General features: G+C 45.6%; 12 protein-coding genes. 8 read left to right on the top strand and 4 right to left on the bottom strand.

All coding sequences use genetic code 11. The features are described 5' to 3' along the window. Positions 1-14: 14 nt before the first annotated feature. From BM271_RS14555 to BM271_RS04130, 3 genes are all read left to right on the top strand, one after another. Positions 15-140: a hypothetical protein gene (locus BM271_RS14555; protein WP_268794001.1), complete on the top strand. Its 126-nt coding sequence runs from the start codon at positions 15-17 to the stop codon at positions 138-140. Positions 141-261: 121 nt separating this feature from the next. Next, the gene (locus BM271_RS04135) at positions 262-2,889 is read left to right on the top strand and encodes a valine--tRNA ligase (protein ID WP_046790355.1); all 2,628 of its coding nucleotides are present in this window, start codon (positions 262-264) and stop codon (positions 2,887-2,889) included. 3 nt (positions 2,890-2,892) lie between these two features. After that, the gene (locus BM271_RS04130) at positions 2,893-4,164 is read left to right on the top strand and encodes a bifunctional folylpolyglutamate synthase/dihydrofolate synthase (RefSeq protein WP_046790354.1); all 1,272 of its coding nucleotides are present in this window, start codon (positions 2,893-2,895) and stop codon (positions 4,162-4,164) included. Between the two features lie 55 nt (positions 4,165-4,219). Here the strand turns inward: BM271_RS04130 and BM271_RS04125 are convergent, their stop codons facing one another. Further along, positions 4,220-5,599, bottom strand: a complete 1,380-nt coding sequence (locus tag BM271_RS04125; protein ID WP_052749858.1) for a YfcC family protein — start codon at positions 5,597-5,599, stop codon at positions 4,220-4,222. Between the two features lie 155 nt (positions 5,600-5,754). On the opposite strand from BM271_RS04125, the gene BM271_RS04120 reads away from it, so the two are divergent. After that, entirely contained in the window at positions 5,755-7,164 is a 1,410-nt protein-coding gene (locus BM271_RS04120) for a YfcC family protein (RefSeq protein ID WP_046790352.1), read from the top strand. 43 nt (positions 7,165-7,207) lie between these two features. Here the strand turns inward: BM271_RS04120 and mscL are convergent, their stop codons facing one another. Continuing rightward, positions 7,208-7,582 carry a large conductance mechanosensitive channel protein MscL gene (gene mscL / locus BM271_RS04115; protein WP_046790351.1) on the bottom strand — a complete coding sequence of 125 codons (375 nt, stop codon included), beginning with the start codon at positions 7,580-7,582 and terminating at the stop codon, positions 7,208-7,210. A gap of 224 nt (positions 7,583-7,806) precedes the next feature. Between mscL and BM271_RS04110 the strand changes: the two genes are divergently transcribed. Continuing rightward, entirely contained in the window at positions 7,807-9,396 is a 1,590-nt protein-coding gene (locus BM271_RS04110) for a BCCT family transporter (RefSeq protein ID WP_046790350.1), read from the top strand. Between the two features lie 174 nt (positions 9,397-9,570). Further along, positions 9,571-12,273: an aconitate hydratase AcnA gene (acnA, locus tag BM271_RS04105; protein WP_046790349.1), complete on the top strand. Its 2,703-nt coding sequence runs from the start codon at positions 9,571-9,573 to the stop codon at positions 12,271-12,273. Positions 12,274-12,324: 51 nt separating this feature from the next. Here acnA and BM271_RS04100 read toward each other — a convergent pair whose 3' ends face one another. Together BM271_RS04100 and plsY are read right to left on the bottom strand one after the other, a co-directional pair. After that, positions 12,325-12,606, bottom strand: coding sequence for a HesB/YadR/YfhF family protein (locus tag BM271_RS04100; RefSeq protein ID WP_046790348.1), 282 nt, complete (start codon positions 12,604-12,606; stop codon positions 12,325-12,327). A gap of 16 nt (positions 12,607-12,622) precedes the next feature. Continuing rightward, positions 12,623-13,207: a glycerol-3-phosphate 1-O-acyltransferase PlsY gene (gene plsY, locus BM271_RS04095; RefSeq protein WP_046790347.1), complete on the bottom strand. Its 585-nt coding sequence runs from the start codon at positions 13,205-13,207 to the stop codon at positions 12,623-12,625. Positions 13,208-13,424: 217 nt separating this feature from the next. Here plsY and parE point away from each other — a divergent pair, with 217 nt between their 5' ends. Then, complete coding sequence (gene parE, locus BM271_RS04090) at positions 13,425-15,404, top strand: DNA topoisomerase IV subunit B (protein ID WP_046790346.1); 1,980 nt, start codon at positions 13,425-13,427, stop codon at positions 15,402-15,404. Beyond that, complete coding sequence (gene parC / locus BM271_RS04085; RefSeq protein ID WP_046790345.1) at positions 15,401-17,812, top strand: DNA topoisomerase IV subunit A; 2,412 nt, start codon at positions 15,401-15,403, stop codon at positions 17,810-17,812. The genes parE and parC overlap by 4 nt, the downstream gene beginning before the upstream one ends. The last annotated feature ends 17 nt before the right edge of the window (positions 17,813-17,829 follow it).

Below are 17,829 nucleotides of genomic sequence, written 5' to 3'. Positions count from 1 at the left end.
AATCTATAAACATTATGGCAGAAGGTTCCGGTAAAGCGGGTCGAAGAGAGTATGTACAGGCTGAGAACATACCGAAGCTTACCGTGAATGTAGTCTGCCTGTTGCTTTCGTCTGAACTGGAAGTAGGGCGGGACGTCTGATGAGCGTTAATCATTACAAGTGCAGCATATACATATGCTGAATTTAGGTGGTACCGCGGAACTTCCGTCCTATTTTTGGATGGGGGTTTTTATTATGCGAAAAATAAAAGGAGAGATTATCATGGATATGCCGACGAAATACAATCCAACGAAGGTTGAAACAGGGAAGTATAAAAAATGGGTGGAGGCAGGCTACTTCAAATCTGATGCCAAATCAGAAAAAGAACCTTACTCAATCGTCATCCCACCGCCGAACGTAACGGGTAAGCTTCACCTTGGACATGCGTGGGATACGACACTGCAGGATATCATCACACGGATGAAGCGGATGCAGGGCTATGAAGTACTGTACCTGCCAGGGATGGATCACGCAGGGATAGCGACCCAGGCCAAAGTGGATGCGAGACTCCGTGAACAGGGCATTAACCGCCATGAAATCGGACGTGAAAAGTTTCTGGAACATACATGGGACTGGAAAGAGGAGTATGCAAGTTTTATCAGAAGCCAGTGGGAAAAACTCGGACTCGGCCTGGATTATGACAAAGAACGCTTTACAATGGATGAAGGACTGTCCAAGGCAGTGCGCAAAGTATTTGTGGATATGTATAATAAAGGCCTCATCTACCGCGGAGAATATATCATCAACTGGGATCCTGCAACCGAGACGGCACTGAGTGATATCGAAGTGATCCATAAAGAGGTCGAAGGGAATTTCTATCATGTGAAATATCCTCTGGAGGACGGAGGCCATGTAGAGATAGCCACGACACGTCCGGAAACGATGCTCGGGGATACAGCCATTGTCGTGCATCCTGAGGACGAACGATATAAAGATGTCATCGGCAAGCATGCCATACTGCCGATCATCGGCAGAAAACTGCCGATCATTGCGGATGGCTACGTGGATAAAGAATTTGGTACCGGCGTGATGAAAGTGACACCGGCGCATGATCCGAACGACTTTGTCATCGGTGAACGCCACAATCTGGAACGGATCAATGTCATGCATCCAGATGGTTCGATGAATGAGCTTGCAGGCAAGTATGCAGGCATGGACCGCTTCGAGTGCCGTAAGGCGCTGGTCAGCGATCTCAAAGATGAAGGTTTCATGATTGAAATCGAGCCTCACCTCCACTCTGTCGGACATTCCGAACGGAGCGATGCGGTTGTTGAACCTTACTTATCCACACAGTGGTTTGTCAGCATGGATGAGCTTGCAGGCAGAAGTCTCGCTAACCAGGATTCTGATGATCCGATCAATTTCGTGCCTGAGCGCTTTGATGCGACATTCCGCCGGTGGATGGGAGATATCCGTGACTGGTGCATTTCACGGCAGCTTTGGTGGGGGCATCAGATTCCTGCCTGGTACCATAAGGAATCAGGAGAGATCCATGTCGGGATGGAACCGCCGGCAGATGTTGAAAACTGGGAACAGGATGAAGATGTACTGGATACATGGTTCTCCAGCGCCCTGTGGCCGTTTTCTACAATGGGCTGGCCGGAAGAAACAGAAGACCTTAAAAAGTTCTTCCCGACCAATGTGCTTGTCACAGGCTATGACATCATATTCTTCTGGGTCGCGAGAATGATCTTCTCCTCACTCGAACATACAGGGGAAAATCCGTTTGAAGATGTACTTCTGCATGGACTGGTGCGCGATGAACAGAACCGTAAAATGTCCAAATCACTGGGCAATGGTGTCGATCCTATGGATGTCATTGAAAATTATGGAGCCGATGCAATGCGGTACTTCCTGGCAACGGGATCAACACCGGGTCAGGATCTCAAATATTCCGATGATAAAGTGGAATCCGTATGGAACTTTATTAATAAAATATGGAACGCATCAAGATTCAGTCTGATGAATATCGGTGAAGATTTTGGCATGGAAGACATCAATCTGGATGGGAAGAAGACGCTTGCCGATGAATGGATTCTGACACGTCTGAACGAAACGATCGAAGATGTTACAAGGCTGTCCGAAAAATATGAATTTGGTGAAGTGGGGCGTATTCTTTATAACTTCATCTGGGATGAGTTCTGTGACTGGTATATCGAAATGGCGAAAGTACCGATGACAGAAGGTACGGAAGAAGAAAAAGCGATGACGCGTTCAGTTCTGCTCCACACACTCGACAGTATCCTGAAAATGCTCCATCCGTTCATGCCTTTCGTAACGGAGGAGATATATCAGACAATCGACCGGGACCGTTCCATCGTCATCAGTGAATGGCCGGAATCTGATGAAAATCATAAGTATCCAGAATCCAAGGAAGGCATGGCGCTTCTCGTGGATATCATCAAATCTGTAAGACAGACCAGAAGTGCTGTCAATTCCCCTCTGTCCAAACCGATCGATATCCAGATTGAAGTCAAAGATCAGGAAAGACGGGCTGCAGTAGAGACAAACCGCAGCTATATCGACAGGTTCTGTAATCCGGGATCCCTTGAGATTTCAGAAAGCATCCAGGTGGAAGATGATGCGAAAACTGACGTCGTCAAAGGTGCCACAGTCATTCTGCCGCTCTCCGGGCTCATTGATATGAAAGAGGAAATCGCACGCCTTGAGCAGGAGTTGAAACGTCTCGAAGGAGAACTCAAACGTGTGGATGGCAAACTGGGCAATGAAAAGTTTGTGAGTAATGCCCCCCAGGATGTTGTGGACAAGGAAAAAGAGAAAAAGCTCGGCTACCAGTCTCAGTACAATGAAGTGAAAGAACGTCTGGAAAGCCTTGAAAGAAAGGGTTAGAAGATGAATTATAAAGACGGCCTCGACTGGATTCATGAACGTATCAAATTCGGAATCAAACCCGGTGTCAGGCGGATGAAATGGATGCTCGGGCGACTAGGAAATCCTGAGAAGAATATCAATGGGATACATGTCGTGGGAACGAACGGCAAAGGGTCCACCGTTTCATATATGAGAAATGCACTGAATCACAACAATTATGAAGTGGGGACATTCACCTCGCCTTATATAGAGACATTCAATGAGCGCATTTCAGTGGATGGCCAACCGATCAGTGATGAAGATATCGTCCGGCTCGTCGAAATTGTGCGGCCTGTCAGTGAACAAATGGAAGAGGAGACGGATCTTGGTACAGCGACGGAATTTGAAATCATTACGATGATGATGTTTGTTTATTTCGGCAGACTGCGATCCATGGATTTTGTCATTATAGAAGCGGGACTTGGTGCCGCAAATGATTCTACAAATGTATTTGAACCGATTATGACAGTATTAACGGGTATCGGTCTGGACCATACTAATATTCTCGGGGACACACTGCTTGACATCGCCAGGGATAAAAGCGGCGTCATCAAGCCGGGAACCCCCCTTGTATTCAGTGTCAAAGATGATACGGCAAGGGATTATATATACAAAGTGCTGGATGAAAATCACGCCAGGGGGATTGAACTTGGCAGGGACATCCTTCTGATCAGAGATCCGAAAGAAAGTGAATTCCAATTTCAGTACGGCCAATATGATTTCCAGGATATCCGGCTGAAAATGGCGGGCAGACACCAGGAGGATAATGCGGCACTGGCCATTGCTGCATTATTGGAACTCCATGATCACAAAAAAGCCATACTCGATTTCAATAAACTGATCCGGGGTGTCGAAGAAATGACATGGCCCGGCCGCATTGAAAAAATCCAGGAAGAGCCGTTGGTCATTCTGGACGGGGCACATAATAATGAGGCGGTAGGGGCACTGGTGGATACCCTGAGGCAGTATTACGGCAACAGAAGGATTACCGTTCTCTTTTCTGCCATAGAAGGGAAACCTTTAAAAACTATGGTGGATATGCTTTCAGAGATAGCGGATGAATTCAATGTGACCCATTTTGATTTTCCGAAGGCACTTTCCATGAGGGTACTCTATGAAGCGGTCCCTCATCCAAATAAGCATGAAGTAAATGATTTCAAACATTTTATCGAGGAATTTGATGGTGACATGTTGCTGGTAACAGGCAGTCTGTACTTCATCAGTGAAGTGAAACAGCATATGAACAGACAATAGGTTAAACCCGGTGCAATCATGAATGATTGCACCGGGTTTTTAAGTTTGAGGAATTTTAAAATGGACCATAGCCGATGAGCAGACTGATCACCATGAACAAAGAACTGGCTATGATCCATGTAAGCATCACCGGCCATACGAATCTCAACCATTTTTCATACGGGATTTTTGCAATGCTGAGTCCCGCCATAAGGATTGCTGATGTCGGGAAGAGGTAATTGGACAATCCGTCTCCCATCTGGAAGGCAAGGACGACGGATTGTCTTGGTATGCCGACGATATCGCCGATCGGTGCCATGAGCGGTATAGTTGTCGCGGCCTGCCCCGAACCTGACGGGATGAAGAAATTAATTACAAATTGGGTGAAAAACATGCCCACCGCTGCAATCGTTGCAGGAAAGCCTTCCAATATAGAACTTACGGCAAATATTACCGTATCGATGATGGTTCCGTCTTCAAGTACCAGCAGGATACAGCGGGCAAGGCCGACAATCAGAGCCCCGAAAGTAACTTCTTTTGCACCGGTTATGAAATCTTCGGCAATATGGTTCGGTCTGTTTCCGCCGGCAAGCCCTGAAAATATACCCATTGCAAGGAATATCGCAGCAAGATCCGTACCGGTCGACCAGCCCTGTACAACGCCATAGACGATGAATATGAGACCGGTCAGTATGATGGCAAGGACAAGCATGTGCCTTGCTGTCAGTTCCTTGAAGTCGTAGTTTTTGTTTTCTGCAGTTTTTTCAATCGCATATACATAGCTGTTCTTCTTATCTCTCTGGACACGCCGGCCATACCGGTAGACAAAAAAGGCAGCGATGCACACAAAGATGATTTGAATGATTATCCTGTAGAACATTCCTGAGAATAAGGGCAGTCCGGCGATCTCCTGGGCGACGCCGACAGTGAAGATATTCATGAAGCCTCCGGCAAAGCCTGCTGCAGCGCCCAGGGCCACCATTGCCATGCCGGTCATTGCATCCATACCGAGTGATCTTGCAAGTATGATTCCCATCGGAATGAATATCAATGTCGATTCAGCCATGCCGAAAGTTGCGCCGCCGAAGGAAAAAATCAGCATCGTCAGGGGAATCAGGATTATCTCTTTATCTTTTAATATGGATACTATTTTATTGATTCCTGCTTCTATTGCACCGGTGCCGTTTATCATTCCAAAAGCACCGCCGATGATGAAAATCAGAAATATGATGCCCGCTGCATCAACCATTCCTGCAGGGACAACTTTGAATATTTCAGTCCAGTGCACCGGACTCTGTTCCGTAAATGCAAATGATGTTTCATCCACAACTGTCGTACCATGTTCAGTTTCATATCTATCATATTCTCCTGCCGGTATTATGTAACTCATTAAAACGGCCAGGATGACGATACCGTAGATGAGTACGAAGGCGTGAGGAACTTTCAGGAATTTCAAATCGGACACTCCTTCTTTATTCGGTTTATTTCAATTATAACGAAGTGGAAAAGTATAACAACAAGTTATGGTTAAATTTCCTCATTTATTAAATTATTCAGACATTTGCCAGAACTATATGTATAATGGAATTATCTTTTTAACAGGGGGATTTCATTTTGAAACAGGAGAAAGAGAATATCGCAAATAAGAGCAGGTTCCCACATACATATGCTATTTTACTTGCTGTAGTCATTATTGCTGCAGCACTCAGTTATGTGATACCTGCGGGAGAATTTGAAAGGGAAGAAGTGGGTGACAGAACCGAAGTGGTGCCTGGAAGTTACACTGGCGTGGAACAGAACCCGGTGTCTTTCTTTGATTTATTTAAATCCATCCCTACGGGACTGGTCGAGGGTGGAGAAATCATCTTCTATATATTCCTGGTAGGCGGTGCATTCGGCGTCATCCGTGCCACAGGGGCCATCGAGGCAGCGATACAGAAAATCATGTTTAAAGTCCAGGGGAATGAAAAATTGATGATCCCGGTCATCATGTTCGCCTTCTCAGTCCTTGGTTTCACAACAGGCATGGCTGAAGAGGCGATCATTTTCGTACCGATCGGCATCGTGCTTGCAACGGCTCTTGGCTATGATGCGATGGTTGGTACCGCAATGGTCACTCTGGGGGCAGCATCCGGCTTCATCGGCGGGATGCTCAATCCGTTTACAGTCGGCATCGCCCAGGAGATTGCAGAGCTGACCATATTTTCAGGATGGGAATTCAGAACGGTTGTCTATATATTTGTTCTCGGCAGTGCCGTCTGGTATGTCATGCATTATGCAAAAAAAGTCAAAAATAAACCCGAATCTAGTCTCATCCATGATGAATCCAAGACAGGACAGGTTAACTTTACGGAAGATGTGATGAACTTCGGTGAGTTGAAGAAGCGTCATATATTCATCCTTCTGACTTTCTTTTTGGGAATTGTGGTCAATGTTTATGGAATTTTCCAGCATGGCTGGTTTTTGACTGAGCTTTCTGCGAACTTTTTCCTTGTCGGAATCATTGCCGGGTTCGTCGGCGGGATGAAAGTCAATGATATTTTCGATGCTTTCATAGAAGGTATGAAATTGGTGGTCTATGGTGCGATCATCGTCGGTTTTGCAAGAGCGATCCTTGTCGTGCTCGAGTCAGGTCTGATCATCGACACAATCATTCAATCCATGAGCGGGATTCTGGATTATTTGCCCAAATCAATTTCAGTTCTCGGCATGCTTGTCATCCAGGTCATTATCAACTTCTTCATTCCGTCGGGTTCCGGACAGGCTGTAACTACAATGCCGATCATGACACCAATTGCAGATCTGCAGGAAATACCACGTCAGATTGCAGTCCTTGCGTTCCAGTATGGCGATGCAATTACAAATACGATTATCCCGACTTCGGCATCACTGATGGGAGTGCTCGCAGTATCCGGAATCCCTTATGTGAAGTGGGTCCGGTTTGTGTGGAAAATAACTCTGATATGGCTTGTCATAGCAGCGCTTGCACTGGTGGCTGCCACAATGTTGAATATCACCTAATAAAAAGGAAGGACGGATATTATCCGTCCTTCCTTTTGTCTGATTAAAGTTCAAGATCATTATTATTCTTCTGCAGTGAATCCCTGATTTCCCTTAATAGTACAACCTGTTCATCTTCAGCTTCTTCTTCAACAAAGCTGTTTCTGGAGATTTTATTCACAATTTTGACGAACAGGAAAATTGCAGCCGCAATAATCAGAAAATCGATGATCGACTGGATGAACACGCCGTAAGTAATACCCATATAAGACCAATCAGAGGCAAAATCCGTATCACCGAAAATAAGTGCGACAGAAGGCATGATGATGTTTTCAACGAGTGAAGTGACGATTTTCCCAAATGCAGCACCAAGTACTACTGCTACCGCCAGATCAAGTACATTCCCCTGTGCAATAAACTCTTTGAATTCTTTCCACATGACAGTTCCTCCTTCTTTTTAAATTACACAATTTCAGGTTGTGTAAATAATAATATGCCACTTATCACTTGTAAATACAATTATATATATACTTCAGAAATATGCCTTTGACAATGTACAGACCGGCTGAACTCCACCTGCCGGCCGGTTAAGTGTGTGGCAGTATGGGTAATTGTTTAAAGAATAATCAATTTTGTTATTTTTACATCTTAAGGAGGAATAACATGGAAGATAAGAAAAAAGTGAATTTATCTCCGGTGTTCTGGATCGCTTCGGGAATCACCGCAATTTTAGTTTTATACGGTGCATTTTTCTCTGACAGTTTTGCTTCGGTCACCAGTGTTGTCCAAAACTTTATTACTATCAACTTCAGCTGGTACTATGTATCAATCACTACTGTCATGATCCTATTCTGTCTGATATTCGTGTTTACACCCATGGGGCAGATCCGTTTGGGAAAACCAACGGAACGGCCGGAATTCAGAACAGTTTCCTGGTTCGCGATGCTGTTCAGTGCAGGTATGGGAATCGGTCTTGTATTCTGGGGAGCGGCTGAGCCACTCAGTCATTTTCTGACACCACCGACTGCAGAACCCGGAACTGATGAAGCGATGAAAGAATCGCTAAGAAGAACGTTTTTCCACTGGGGGTTCCATGCGTGGGCTGTATATGCTGTCGTGGGACTTGCTCTGGCTTTCACACAATTCAGAAGAGGGGAACCCGGCCTGATTTCAAGAACACTCCGTCCAATACTCGGAGACCGTGTTGAAGGCGGCCTGGGGACTGCCATTGACGTGCTTGCAGTACTTGCTACAATCATGGGGGTTGCGTCGTCGCTCGGTCTCGGGGTAATGCAGATCAACGGTGGTTTAAACTATCTATTCGGCGTTCCGAATAATATTTATGTCCAGATACTTATCGTTGCCGTCGTATCTGTACTGTTCATGTGGAGTGCATGGTCCGGACTTTCAAAAGGTATCCAGTATTTAAGTAACGCCAATATGGTGCTCGGCGGCCTGCTGCTCATTTTCACACTTGTCGCAGGACCGACTGTCCTTATCATGAACATGTGGACAGATACATTCGGCAGCATGATCAGCAACTTCATACAGATGAGCTACGATGTAGCACCATTGAATGAGTCCAAGAGTGAATGGCTCGGATCCTGGACAATCTATTACTGGGGCTGGTGGATGAGCTGGAGTCCATTTGTGGGAATATTTATCGCGAGGGTGTCCCGCGGGCGTACAATCCGTGAATTTGTCCTTGCAGTGATGCTCGGTCCGGCTGTACTCAGTTTCTTCTGGTTCAGTGTATTCGGTGTAAGTGCAATAGAATCTGAAAAAATGTTCGGTGGATTCGGGGAACTGGCCACAGAAGCTGTAATGTTTGAGATGTTCAACAATATGCCGATGGGGATGATCATTTCCATTATTGCGGTATTGCTGATTGCGACATTCTTCATCACATCAGCCGACTCAGCCACGTTTGTACTGGGAATGCAGACCACACATGGCTCGCTCACACCCCCTAACAGAGTGAAGATGATCTGGGGACTTGCGCAGGTGCTTATTGCTGTTGTACTTCTTATGGGCGGTGGACTGGCGCCCCTGCAGGCAGCAGCCATCATTTCAGCCTTCCCGTTTTCGATTATCCTGATTTTTGTGATGATCGCGACATATAAGGATATTTCCGATGAGCAGAAAGCATTGAACCTGCTGATCGAACCTGATTATGAAGGCACACGCTATGAAAAGATGATGAAAGAGTATGAAGCTGAATTAGAAAGAGAAAAAAGAAATGAAAACAATTAATATATAGTTATGATTAAGGCCTGTAGTCATAAGCTCAACTTATCACTATAGGTCATCTTTTTGTATCGTAATTATGACGTTTTTACGACAGGTTTCATTTACAACCATAAGGTTAAGTTATACAATTGATATGAGCAGTCGTATGACTGAAATATTGATAGGGGGCTATTAACTATGAGTCAGAATGTAAATGAAGCTGCTAAACGTTCATTTAGTGTTGACGGCAAGGATTATAACTATTTCAGTTTGAAATCCTTGACTGAAAAAGGTTTTTCAAAAACTTCAAAACTGCCATACTCAATCAGAGTTTTGCTTGAGTCGGTACTTAGACAGTACGATGGCAGGGTTATTAAAGATGAACATATTGAATCTTTGGCTGAATGGGATAAAGGAAACAATGAAGGCAATGAAGTGCCTTTCAAACCATCCCGTGTAATCCTCCAGGATTTTACTGGTGTTCCGGCCGTTGTCGACCTTGCATCACTTAGGAAAGCGATGGATGATGTCGGCGGGGATGTACAGAAAATCAATCCTGAAGTGCCTGTTGACCTTGTCATCGACCACTCTGTACAAGTTGATGAATATGGTACACATGATGCACTTCAGAAGAATATGGAACTTGAGTTCGAAAGAAACCAGGAACGTTATGAATTCCTGAACTGGGCGACCAAAGCTTTCGACAACTACAAAGCTGTACCGCCTGCAACAGGTATCGTGCACCAGGTCAACCTTGAATATCTGGCGAACGTGGTACATGTCAGAGAACAGGAAGACGGTCTGGTTACTTATCCGGATACACTCGTAGGTACAGATTCCCATACTACAATGATCAACGGTCTCGGCGTACTCGGCTGGGGTGTCGGCGGAATTGAAGCTGAAGCGGGCATGCTCGGACAGCCTTCATACTTCCCGGTTCCTGAAGTCATTGGTGTAAGAATGGTAAACAGTATGCCTGAAGGTGCTACAGCTACCGACCTTGCACTGCTTGTCACTGAAATACTCCGTCAAAAAGGGGTCGTTGGTAAATTTGTAGAATTCTTCGGCCAGGGTGTTACAGAACTTCCACTTGCCGACCGTGCGACAATTGCAAACATGGCACCGGAGTACGGTGCGACATGCGGTTTCTTCCCGGTGGATTCTGAAACAATCGATTACATGCGTCTGACAGGCCGTTCCGAAGAGCATCTTGCTGTTGTGGAACAGTATTTGAAAGAGAACGATATGTTCTTCAATCCGGAAGAGGAAGCAGTTTACACTGATGTGGTAGAGATTGACCTGTCTACGGTTGAACCTTCCCTTGCCGGACCGAAACGTCCGCAGGACCTTATCCCACTTTCAGCGATGAAAGACGAGTACAGAAAATCCGTTACAGCTGAAAGCGGCAACCACGGCCACGGCATGGACGAATCTGAATTCGATAAAAAAGGAACAGTCAACTTCAAAAATGGAGAGACTGCAGAAATTAAGACAGGCGACCTTGTGATTGCTGCAATCACTTCCTGTACGAATACATCCAACCCTTACGTAATGCTTGGTGCAGGACTGCTTGCCAAGAATGCGGTGGAAAAAGGATTGGAAGTGCCATCATACGTTAAAACTTCATTGGCACCTGGTTCAAAAGTTGTTACAGGCTACCTTGAAGATTCAGGATTGCAAGAGCACCTCGACACACTCGGCTTTAACCTTGTTGGTTACGGTTGTACGACTTGTATCGGTAACTCCGGACCGCTTAAGCCGGAAATCACTGAAACGATTGTCGACAATGATCTTCTTGTGTCTTCTGTGCTTTCAGGTAACCGTAACTTCGAAGGGCGGATCCATCCGCTTGTGAAAGCCAACTACCTGGCTTCACCACCGCTTGTTGTTGCTTATGCACTTGCAGGGACTGTGGACATCGACCTTAAATCAGAATCGATCGGTCAGGATAAAGACGGCAACGACGTATTCATGCAGGATATCTGGCCTTCGACTAAAGAAGTCAGAGATGCAGTAATGAGTACAGTGACTCCTGAATTGTTCAGAGAAGAATATGAAAGTGTATTCGATTCAAACGAAATCTGGAACAATATCGAAACAACTGATGCGCCGCTTTATGATTTCGATCCGAAATCAACTTATATTCAAAACCCGACATTCTTCCAGGATCTTTCCACGGAAGCAGGTACTGTAAAACCGCTTAATGGCCTTCGTGTACTAGGTAAATTCGGAGATTCTGTCACAACTGACCACATTTCACCGGCGGGTGCCATCGGTAAGGACACACCGGCAGGTAAATGGCTGATTGAACAGGGTGTATCTCCAAGAAACTTCAACTCATATGGTTCCCGCCGAGGAAACCATGAAGTGATGATGCGCGGTACTTTCGCAAACATCCGTATCCGTAACAAGATTGCACCGGGAACAGAAGGCGGATTCACGACTTACTGGCCGACTGGTAAAGTGATGAGCATCTACGATGCAGCGATGAAGTATCAGGAAGATGGAACAGGCCTTGTCGTCATGGCAGGAGACGACTACGGTATGGGCTCCAGCCGTGACTGGGCTGCCAAAGGTACGAATCTCCTTGGTGTCAAAGCGGTCATTGCTGCAAGCTACGAGCGTATCCACCGTTCCAACCTTGTAATGATGGGTGTACTCCCGCTTCAATTTGTTGATGGTGAAGATGCAGATGCACTTGGTCTCGACGGCAGTGAGACATTCGACATCGAAGTCGGTGAATCAGTAAGACCAGGCCACCTGCTCGACGTTGTTGCAACCAACGACAAAGGTGAGAAAAAAGAATTCAAAGTCAAAGCGCGCTTTGATTCTGAAGTTGAAGTGGACTATTACCGCCATGGTGGTATTTTACAGCTTGTTCTCAGAAACAAACTTAAATAAAAAACTTCATAAAAAACCCATCTCGGATGAGATGGGTTTTTCCTTTTCAATTCAATTATCTGCAAATGCTATTTCTTCCTGGTCGTTAACATCGACTGTGAGTTCAGCATCTTCAAAATACCAAAGGTCGCTTTCTTTTATGAAAATGTCTATGCCGTCGTATTCAAAAACTTTACTGTCGGAAGGAATGCTGTCGACTGTAAGAGCAGGTGAGAAGCCTTGTTTGAGCTGTGTCTCTCCACCATATCTTACATAGATGTTTACGCCTTGGCCATTTTCAGGATCGAGTTCTTCTTTCATCCAATTAACTGCATTGTCAGTAACTTTCAGCATACTGATCATCCTTTCGTTACATGAATGTAATCTTTGACTCTGTGCCGTCCATTATACGTCTAATGTTGGATATATGTCTAACAACTATAACTACAGCAATAATAAATGAAAATCCAATAAGCAGAGGATCCCAGAAAACAAGCGAAAGTATGAAGAATAGAACAGCGCTGACTATACTTGATAAAGATACATATTTGCTGGTTTTTAAAGTAAGTAAAAAGACGCTCAATAATATAGCAAACATTAACGGATTGTATGCAAGTACAGCTCCGGCGCTCGTCGCAACGGCTTTGCCGCCTTTGAATTTCAGAAATATGGAGTAAACATGACCCAGTGCGGCAGCAAGTCCCGGCAGAAAGACGTGAAAATCAGTATTTATGAGCATTGCTGTCCAGACAGGAATCGCACCTTTCATCATGTCCATGATAAGCACGATGATTCCCGCTTTTTTACCAAGGATGCGGAATGTATTGGTGGTGCCGATATTCCCGCTTCCATGTTCCCTCAGGTCAATTTTGTAGAACCATTTCCCAATGAGGAGGCTGAAAGGTACTGCTCCGATCAAGTAACCAAACACTAGCAGTGAAATGAGTATTTCCAAATTAAACACCCCTTTATCATCAGGTACTAACAGTTTACCATAAAAAAATAGCTACACCTAACATAAATTAGTTTACATATCAATGTTATTGTAAACTATTGGTCTGAATCGTAAAAAACGTGTAAAATGAGGATTAGGGTTGCAATCGTCAAAGATTTGTATAAAAATAGTAAGAGATTACATTAAACGAACGTATGTTTGTGGGAGGACACCTGATTTGGCAAGACAAAACACTTATACAGATGAATCGATACAAATTTTGGAGGGCCTTGATGCGGTACGTAAACGGCCTGGAATGTATATAGGGTCTACTGACCATCGAGGGCTTCATCATCTTGTCTACGAAGTTACAGACAATGCCGTGGATGAGATTATAAATGGATATGGTGATGAAATCAGTATCACCATCAATAAAGATGAAAGCATCACAATCACTGACAACGGCCGCGGGATGCCTACGGGTACACATGCATCCGGCAGACCGACACCCGAAGTCATTTTTACCATTCTGCACGCCGGCGGTAAATTCGGCTCAGGGGGTTATAAGACAGCAGGCGGTCTTCATGGCGTTGGTGCTTCCGTCGTCAATGCGCTCAGTTCATGGGTCGAGCTGCGGATATTCAGGGACGGTAAAATTCATGAGATGTCATTCAAAGACGGCGGCAAAGTTGACCGCACTTTAAAAGTGACCGGCAAAACTAAGAAAACCGGCACAGAAGTGACATTCAAACCTGATCCGGAAATATTTAAATCAGGGACGGTATTCCATTTTGAAACAATCATGGAAAGGATGCGCGAATCCGCGTTTCTGCAGAAAGGACTAAAAATCAGCATTGTGGATGCACGCCCTGAGGAACCGCTCGAGGAATCATTCAAGTATGATGACGGGTTGAAAGCATTCATTGAATTTCTGAACGAAGGCAAGGATTCCATCGGTGAAATCAGCATGTTCTCAGGTGAATATAATGGCATTCTCGCTGAAGTCAGTTTTCAGTATAATGATCAGTACAGCGAAACGATCATCTCATTCGTCAACAACGTACGGACGAAAGACGGAGGTACACATGAAATCGGATTTAAAACAGGTTTCACCCGTGTCTTCAATGAGTATGCAAGAAAAATCAATGAACTTAAGGACAAGGATAAAAACCTTGAAGGCAATGATATAAGAGAAGGCCTGACAGCGGTCGTCTCCATCAAAGTTCCGGAAGACCTGCTTCAATTCGAAGGGCAGACAAAAAGTAAACTCGGAACCAGCGAAGCAAGAAATGTAATGGAAACGCTGCTGGCTGATCATCTCCCGTACTATCTTGAAGAAAATGGGGCTTTGAGTACCCAGCTTGTCAAAAAAGCGATCAAGGCGAGGAGTGTCCGGGAAACAGCGAGAAAAGCCCGGGAAGAAGCGAGAAATGGTAAAAAGAGGCGTAAAGACACTTTATTGTCAGGAAAGCTGACACCGGCACAGAGCCGGAACGCCAGGAAAAATGAACTGTATCTCGTAGAGGGGGATTCCGCCGGCGGGTCTGCCAAACAGGGCAGGGACAGGAAGTTCCAGGCGATCCTCCCGCTTCGCGGTAAAGTGATCAATACGGAAAAAGCGAAATTCGAAGATATATTCAAAAACGAAGAAATCAATACGATCATCCATACAATTGGCGCGGGAGTCGGGAATGAATTTAAAGTGGAAGATTCAAACTACGATAAAATCATAATCATGACCGATGCCGATACGGATGGTGCACATATACAGGTGCTGCTTCTGACTTTTTTCTTCAACTATATGCGTCCTTTATTTGATGCGGGCAAGATCTACATTGCACTGCCGCCGCTCTTCCAATTGAAGAAGAAAGTCAAGGGCAAGGAAGTTGTACGGTATGTCTGGACAGAGGATGAGCTTGCAGAAGCCCAAAAGGAACTGGGCAGGAATGTCGAGCTCCAGCGCTACAAAGGTCTCGGTGAAATGATGCCGGCGCAGCTGTGGGAGACGACGATGAACCCTGAATCCCGTACACTGATCCAGGTGAGGATCGAAGATGAAGCACTGTCACTCAAACGTGTCACGACCCTGATGGGTGATAATGTTGAAATGAGGCGTAAGTGGATTGAATCGAATGTAAGTTTCACACTCGAGGAGCAGGACAGCATTCTCGAAAATGATGATGTGGCAAAATTGGAAGAAAGTGGTGAGACATCATGACCGATCATATTCAGCAGCTCCAACTGGAGGATGTCATCGGTGATCGTTTTGGCCGTTACAGTAAATATGTCATTCAGGACCGGGCGATTCCGGATGTTAGGGACGGTCTGAAACCGGTTCAGAGAAGAATATTATATGCAATGTACAAAGAGGGCAATACATTCGAGAAGGGATACAGGAAGTCCGCCAAAACCGTAGGTAATGTCATCGGTAACTATCATCCGCACGGGGATACGAGTGTGTATGACGCGATGGTCAGACTCTCCCAGGAATGGAAGATGCGTGAAGAGCTCATCACTATCCACGGAAATAAAGGGAGTGTGGACGGGGATCCGCCTGCTGCGATGCGTTATACAGAGGCGAAGCTTTCGGAGATTTCCAATGAGATGCTCCGGGATATCAGAAAAAACACAGTCCAGTTCATTAATAACTTTGATGATACGGAAGTTGAGCCGGTTGTCCTGCCTGCTAAATTCCCAAATCTGCTTGTAAACGGTACAACGGGCATCTCTGCCGGTTATGCAACAGAAATCCCGCCGCATAACCTGGAGGAAGTGATTGATGCTACGCTTAAACTCATCGATAAGCCGACTGTAAAAATAGATGAGCTGATGACGATCATCAAAGGACCGGATTTTCCGACAGGCGGCATCATCCAGGGCGTTTCCCAGATCAGGAAAGCGTATGAGACAGGCAAAGGTAAAATCATCGTCCGCAGTAAAGTGCGGACCGAGGATGTCAGAGGCGGCAAGACACATATCATCATCGATGAACTGCCGTTTGAAGTGAACAAGGCAAATCTTGTGAAGAAAATCGATGAAATCCGGGCAGACCGTAAAGTCGACGGCATCATCGAGGTCAGGGATGAGACGGACCGTGACGGGCAGCGCGTGGTCATCGAGACGCGGAAGGATGCAAATGTCGACGGCATCATCAATTTCCTCTACAAGAAGACGGATCTGCAGGTCTCCTATAACTTCAATATGGTTGCAATCAGTGACCGGGCACCAAAGCTTCTGGGCCTTAAAGAGATCCTGGAAGCGTATGTGAAGCATCAGAAAGAAGTGATCCGCAACCGTTCTGAATATGAGCTGAGCGAAGCGGAAAAACGCATGCATATCATCGAAGGCCTGATGAAAGCACTGTCCATCCTGGATGAAGTGATCCGTGTGATCCGCGAGTCGGACAATAAGCGGAATGCAAAAGAAAATCTGGTGGAAGCTTTCGATTTCACTGAAGCCCAGGCAGAAGCGATTGTAATGCTCCAGCTTTACCGCCTGACGAATACAGACATCGCAGAACTTGAGACAGAACACAATGAACTTGAGTACACCATCAATCAGCTGCGGGAAATTTTAGGCAATGAAAAGAAATTGCTCTCTGTAATCAAAAAGGAACTGAAAGATATACGCAAAAAATACTCTTCTCCAAGGCTCAGTGTCATTGAAGATGAAATCCAGACGATAGAACTTGAAAAAGAAGTCCTCATTGCTAAAGAAGAGGTCATGGTTTCCGTGACTAAAGATGGATATATCAAACGTACAAGCATGCGGAGCTATAATGCAAGCACAATCGAAGAGATCGGGATGAAACAGGAAGACCGGCTGGTCATGCTGGAGGAGGGGCATACACTGCAGCACTGCCTTGTGTTCACCAACTACGGCAACTACATGATCATCCCGGTTCATGAGCTTCAGGATATCAAGTGGAAGGACAACGGGCAGCACCTCTCGAGCAGATTCAACCTCAAATCCGATGAAATGCCGCTCACTGCATTTCTTGTCGGGGAGTACGACAGCAGGATTATTGTGGTCACGACAACAGAGCGCGGCCAGATCAAATTGACCGGTCTTGATGCCTATGAAGCCACCCGCATCAAACGGCCGATAGCGGGCATGGGACTTAAAAACAATGACAGGGTCGTATCTGTGGAATTTTCGGATGCGAAAGAGGAGGATATCCTCCTTGTCACACAGAGAGGGATGACGCTAAGGTACCCGGTATCGGAAGTCAACAACACCGGACTTAAAGCACAGGGTGTCAGGGCGATGAATGTCAAGGATGACGACCGGGTCATCATGGCCGGTCTGATAGCGGATCAGAAATACCTGGTCACAGTGTCCCAAAGGGGTTCTGTAAAGCGTACAGATCTGGATCTTTTCGAAGAAGGGGCAAGGGCTCAGGTCGGCAGCATGCTGCTGAAGGATATCAAGTCGAAACCGCATCGCCTGATAAATGCGACGCTCGTTAAGGATGACATCGATATAGTGTTGAAATCTGCATCATCCGAATTTAAGACAAACGCAAAATCAATCAGAGTGAGCGGCAAGTATTCCAATGGCTCATTTATTGTCGATGAAAATGAGTTCGGTGAAGTGACCGAAGTCATGTTCGAAGCGTTCATATGATCCGTAAATTGAATTTC

It is taken from the genome of Salinicoccus halodurans (assembly GCF_900114445.1).
Lineage (GTDB): Bacteria > Bacillota > Bacilli > Staphylococcales > Salinicoccaceae > Salinicoccus > Salinicoccus halodurans.
The sequence above is the reverse complement of the archived record's forward strand: the minus strand, read 5'-3'. Positions and strand labels throughout refer to the sequence as shown.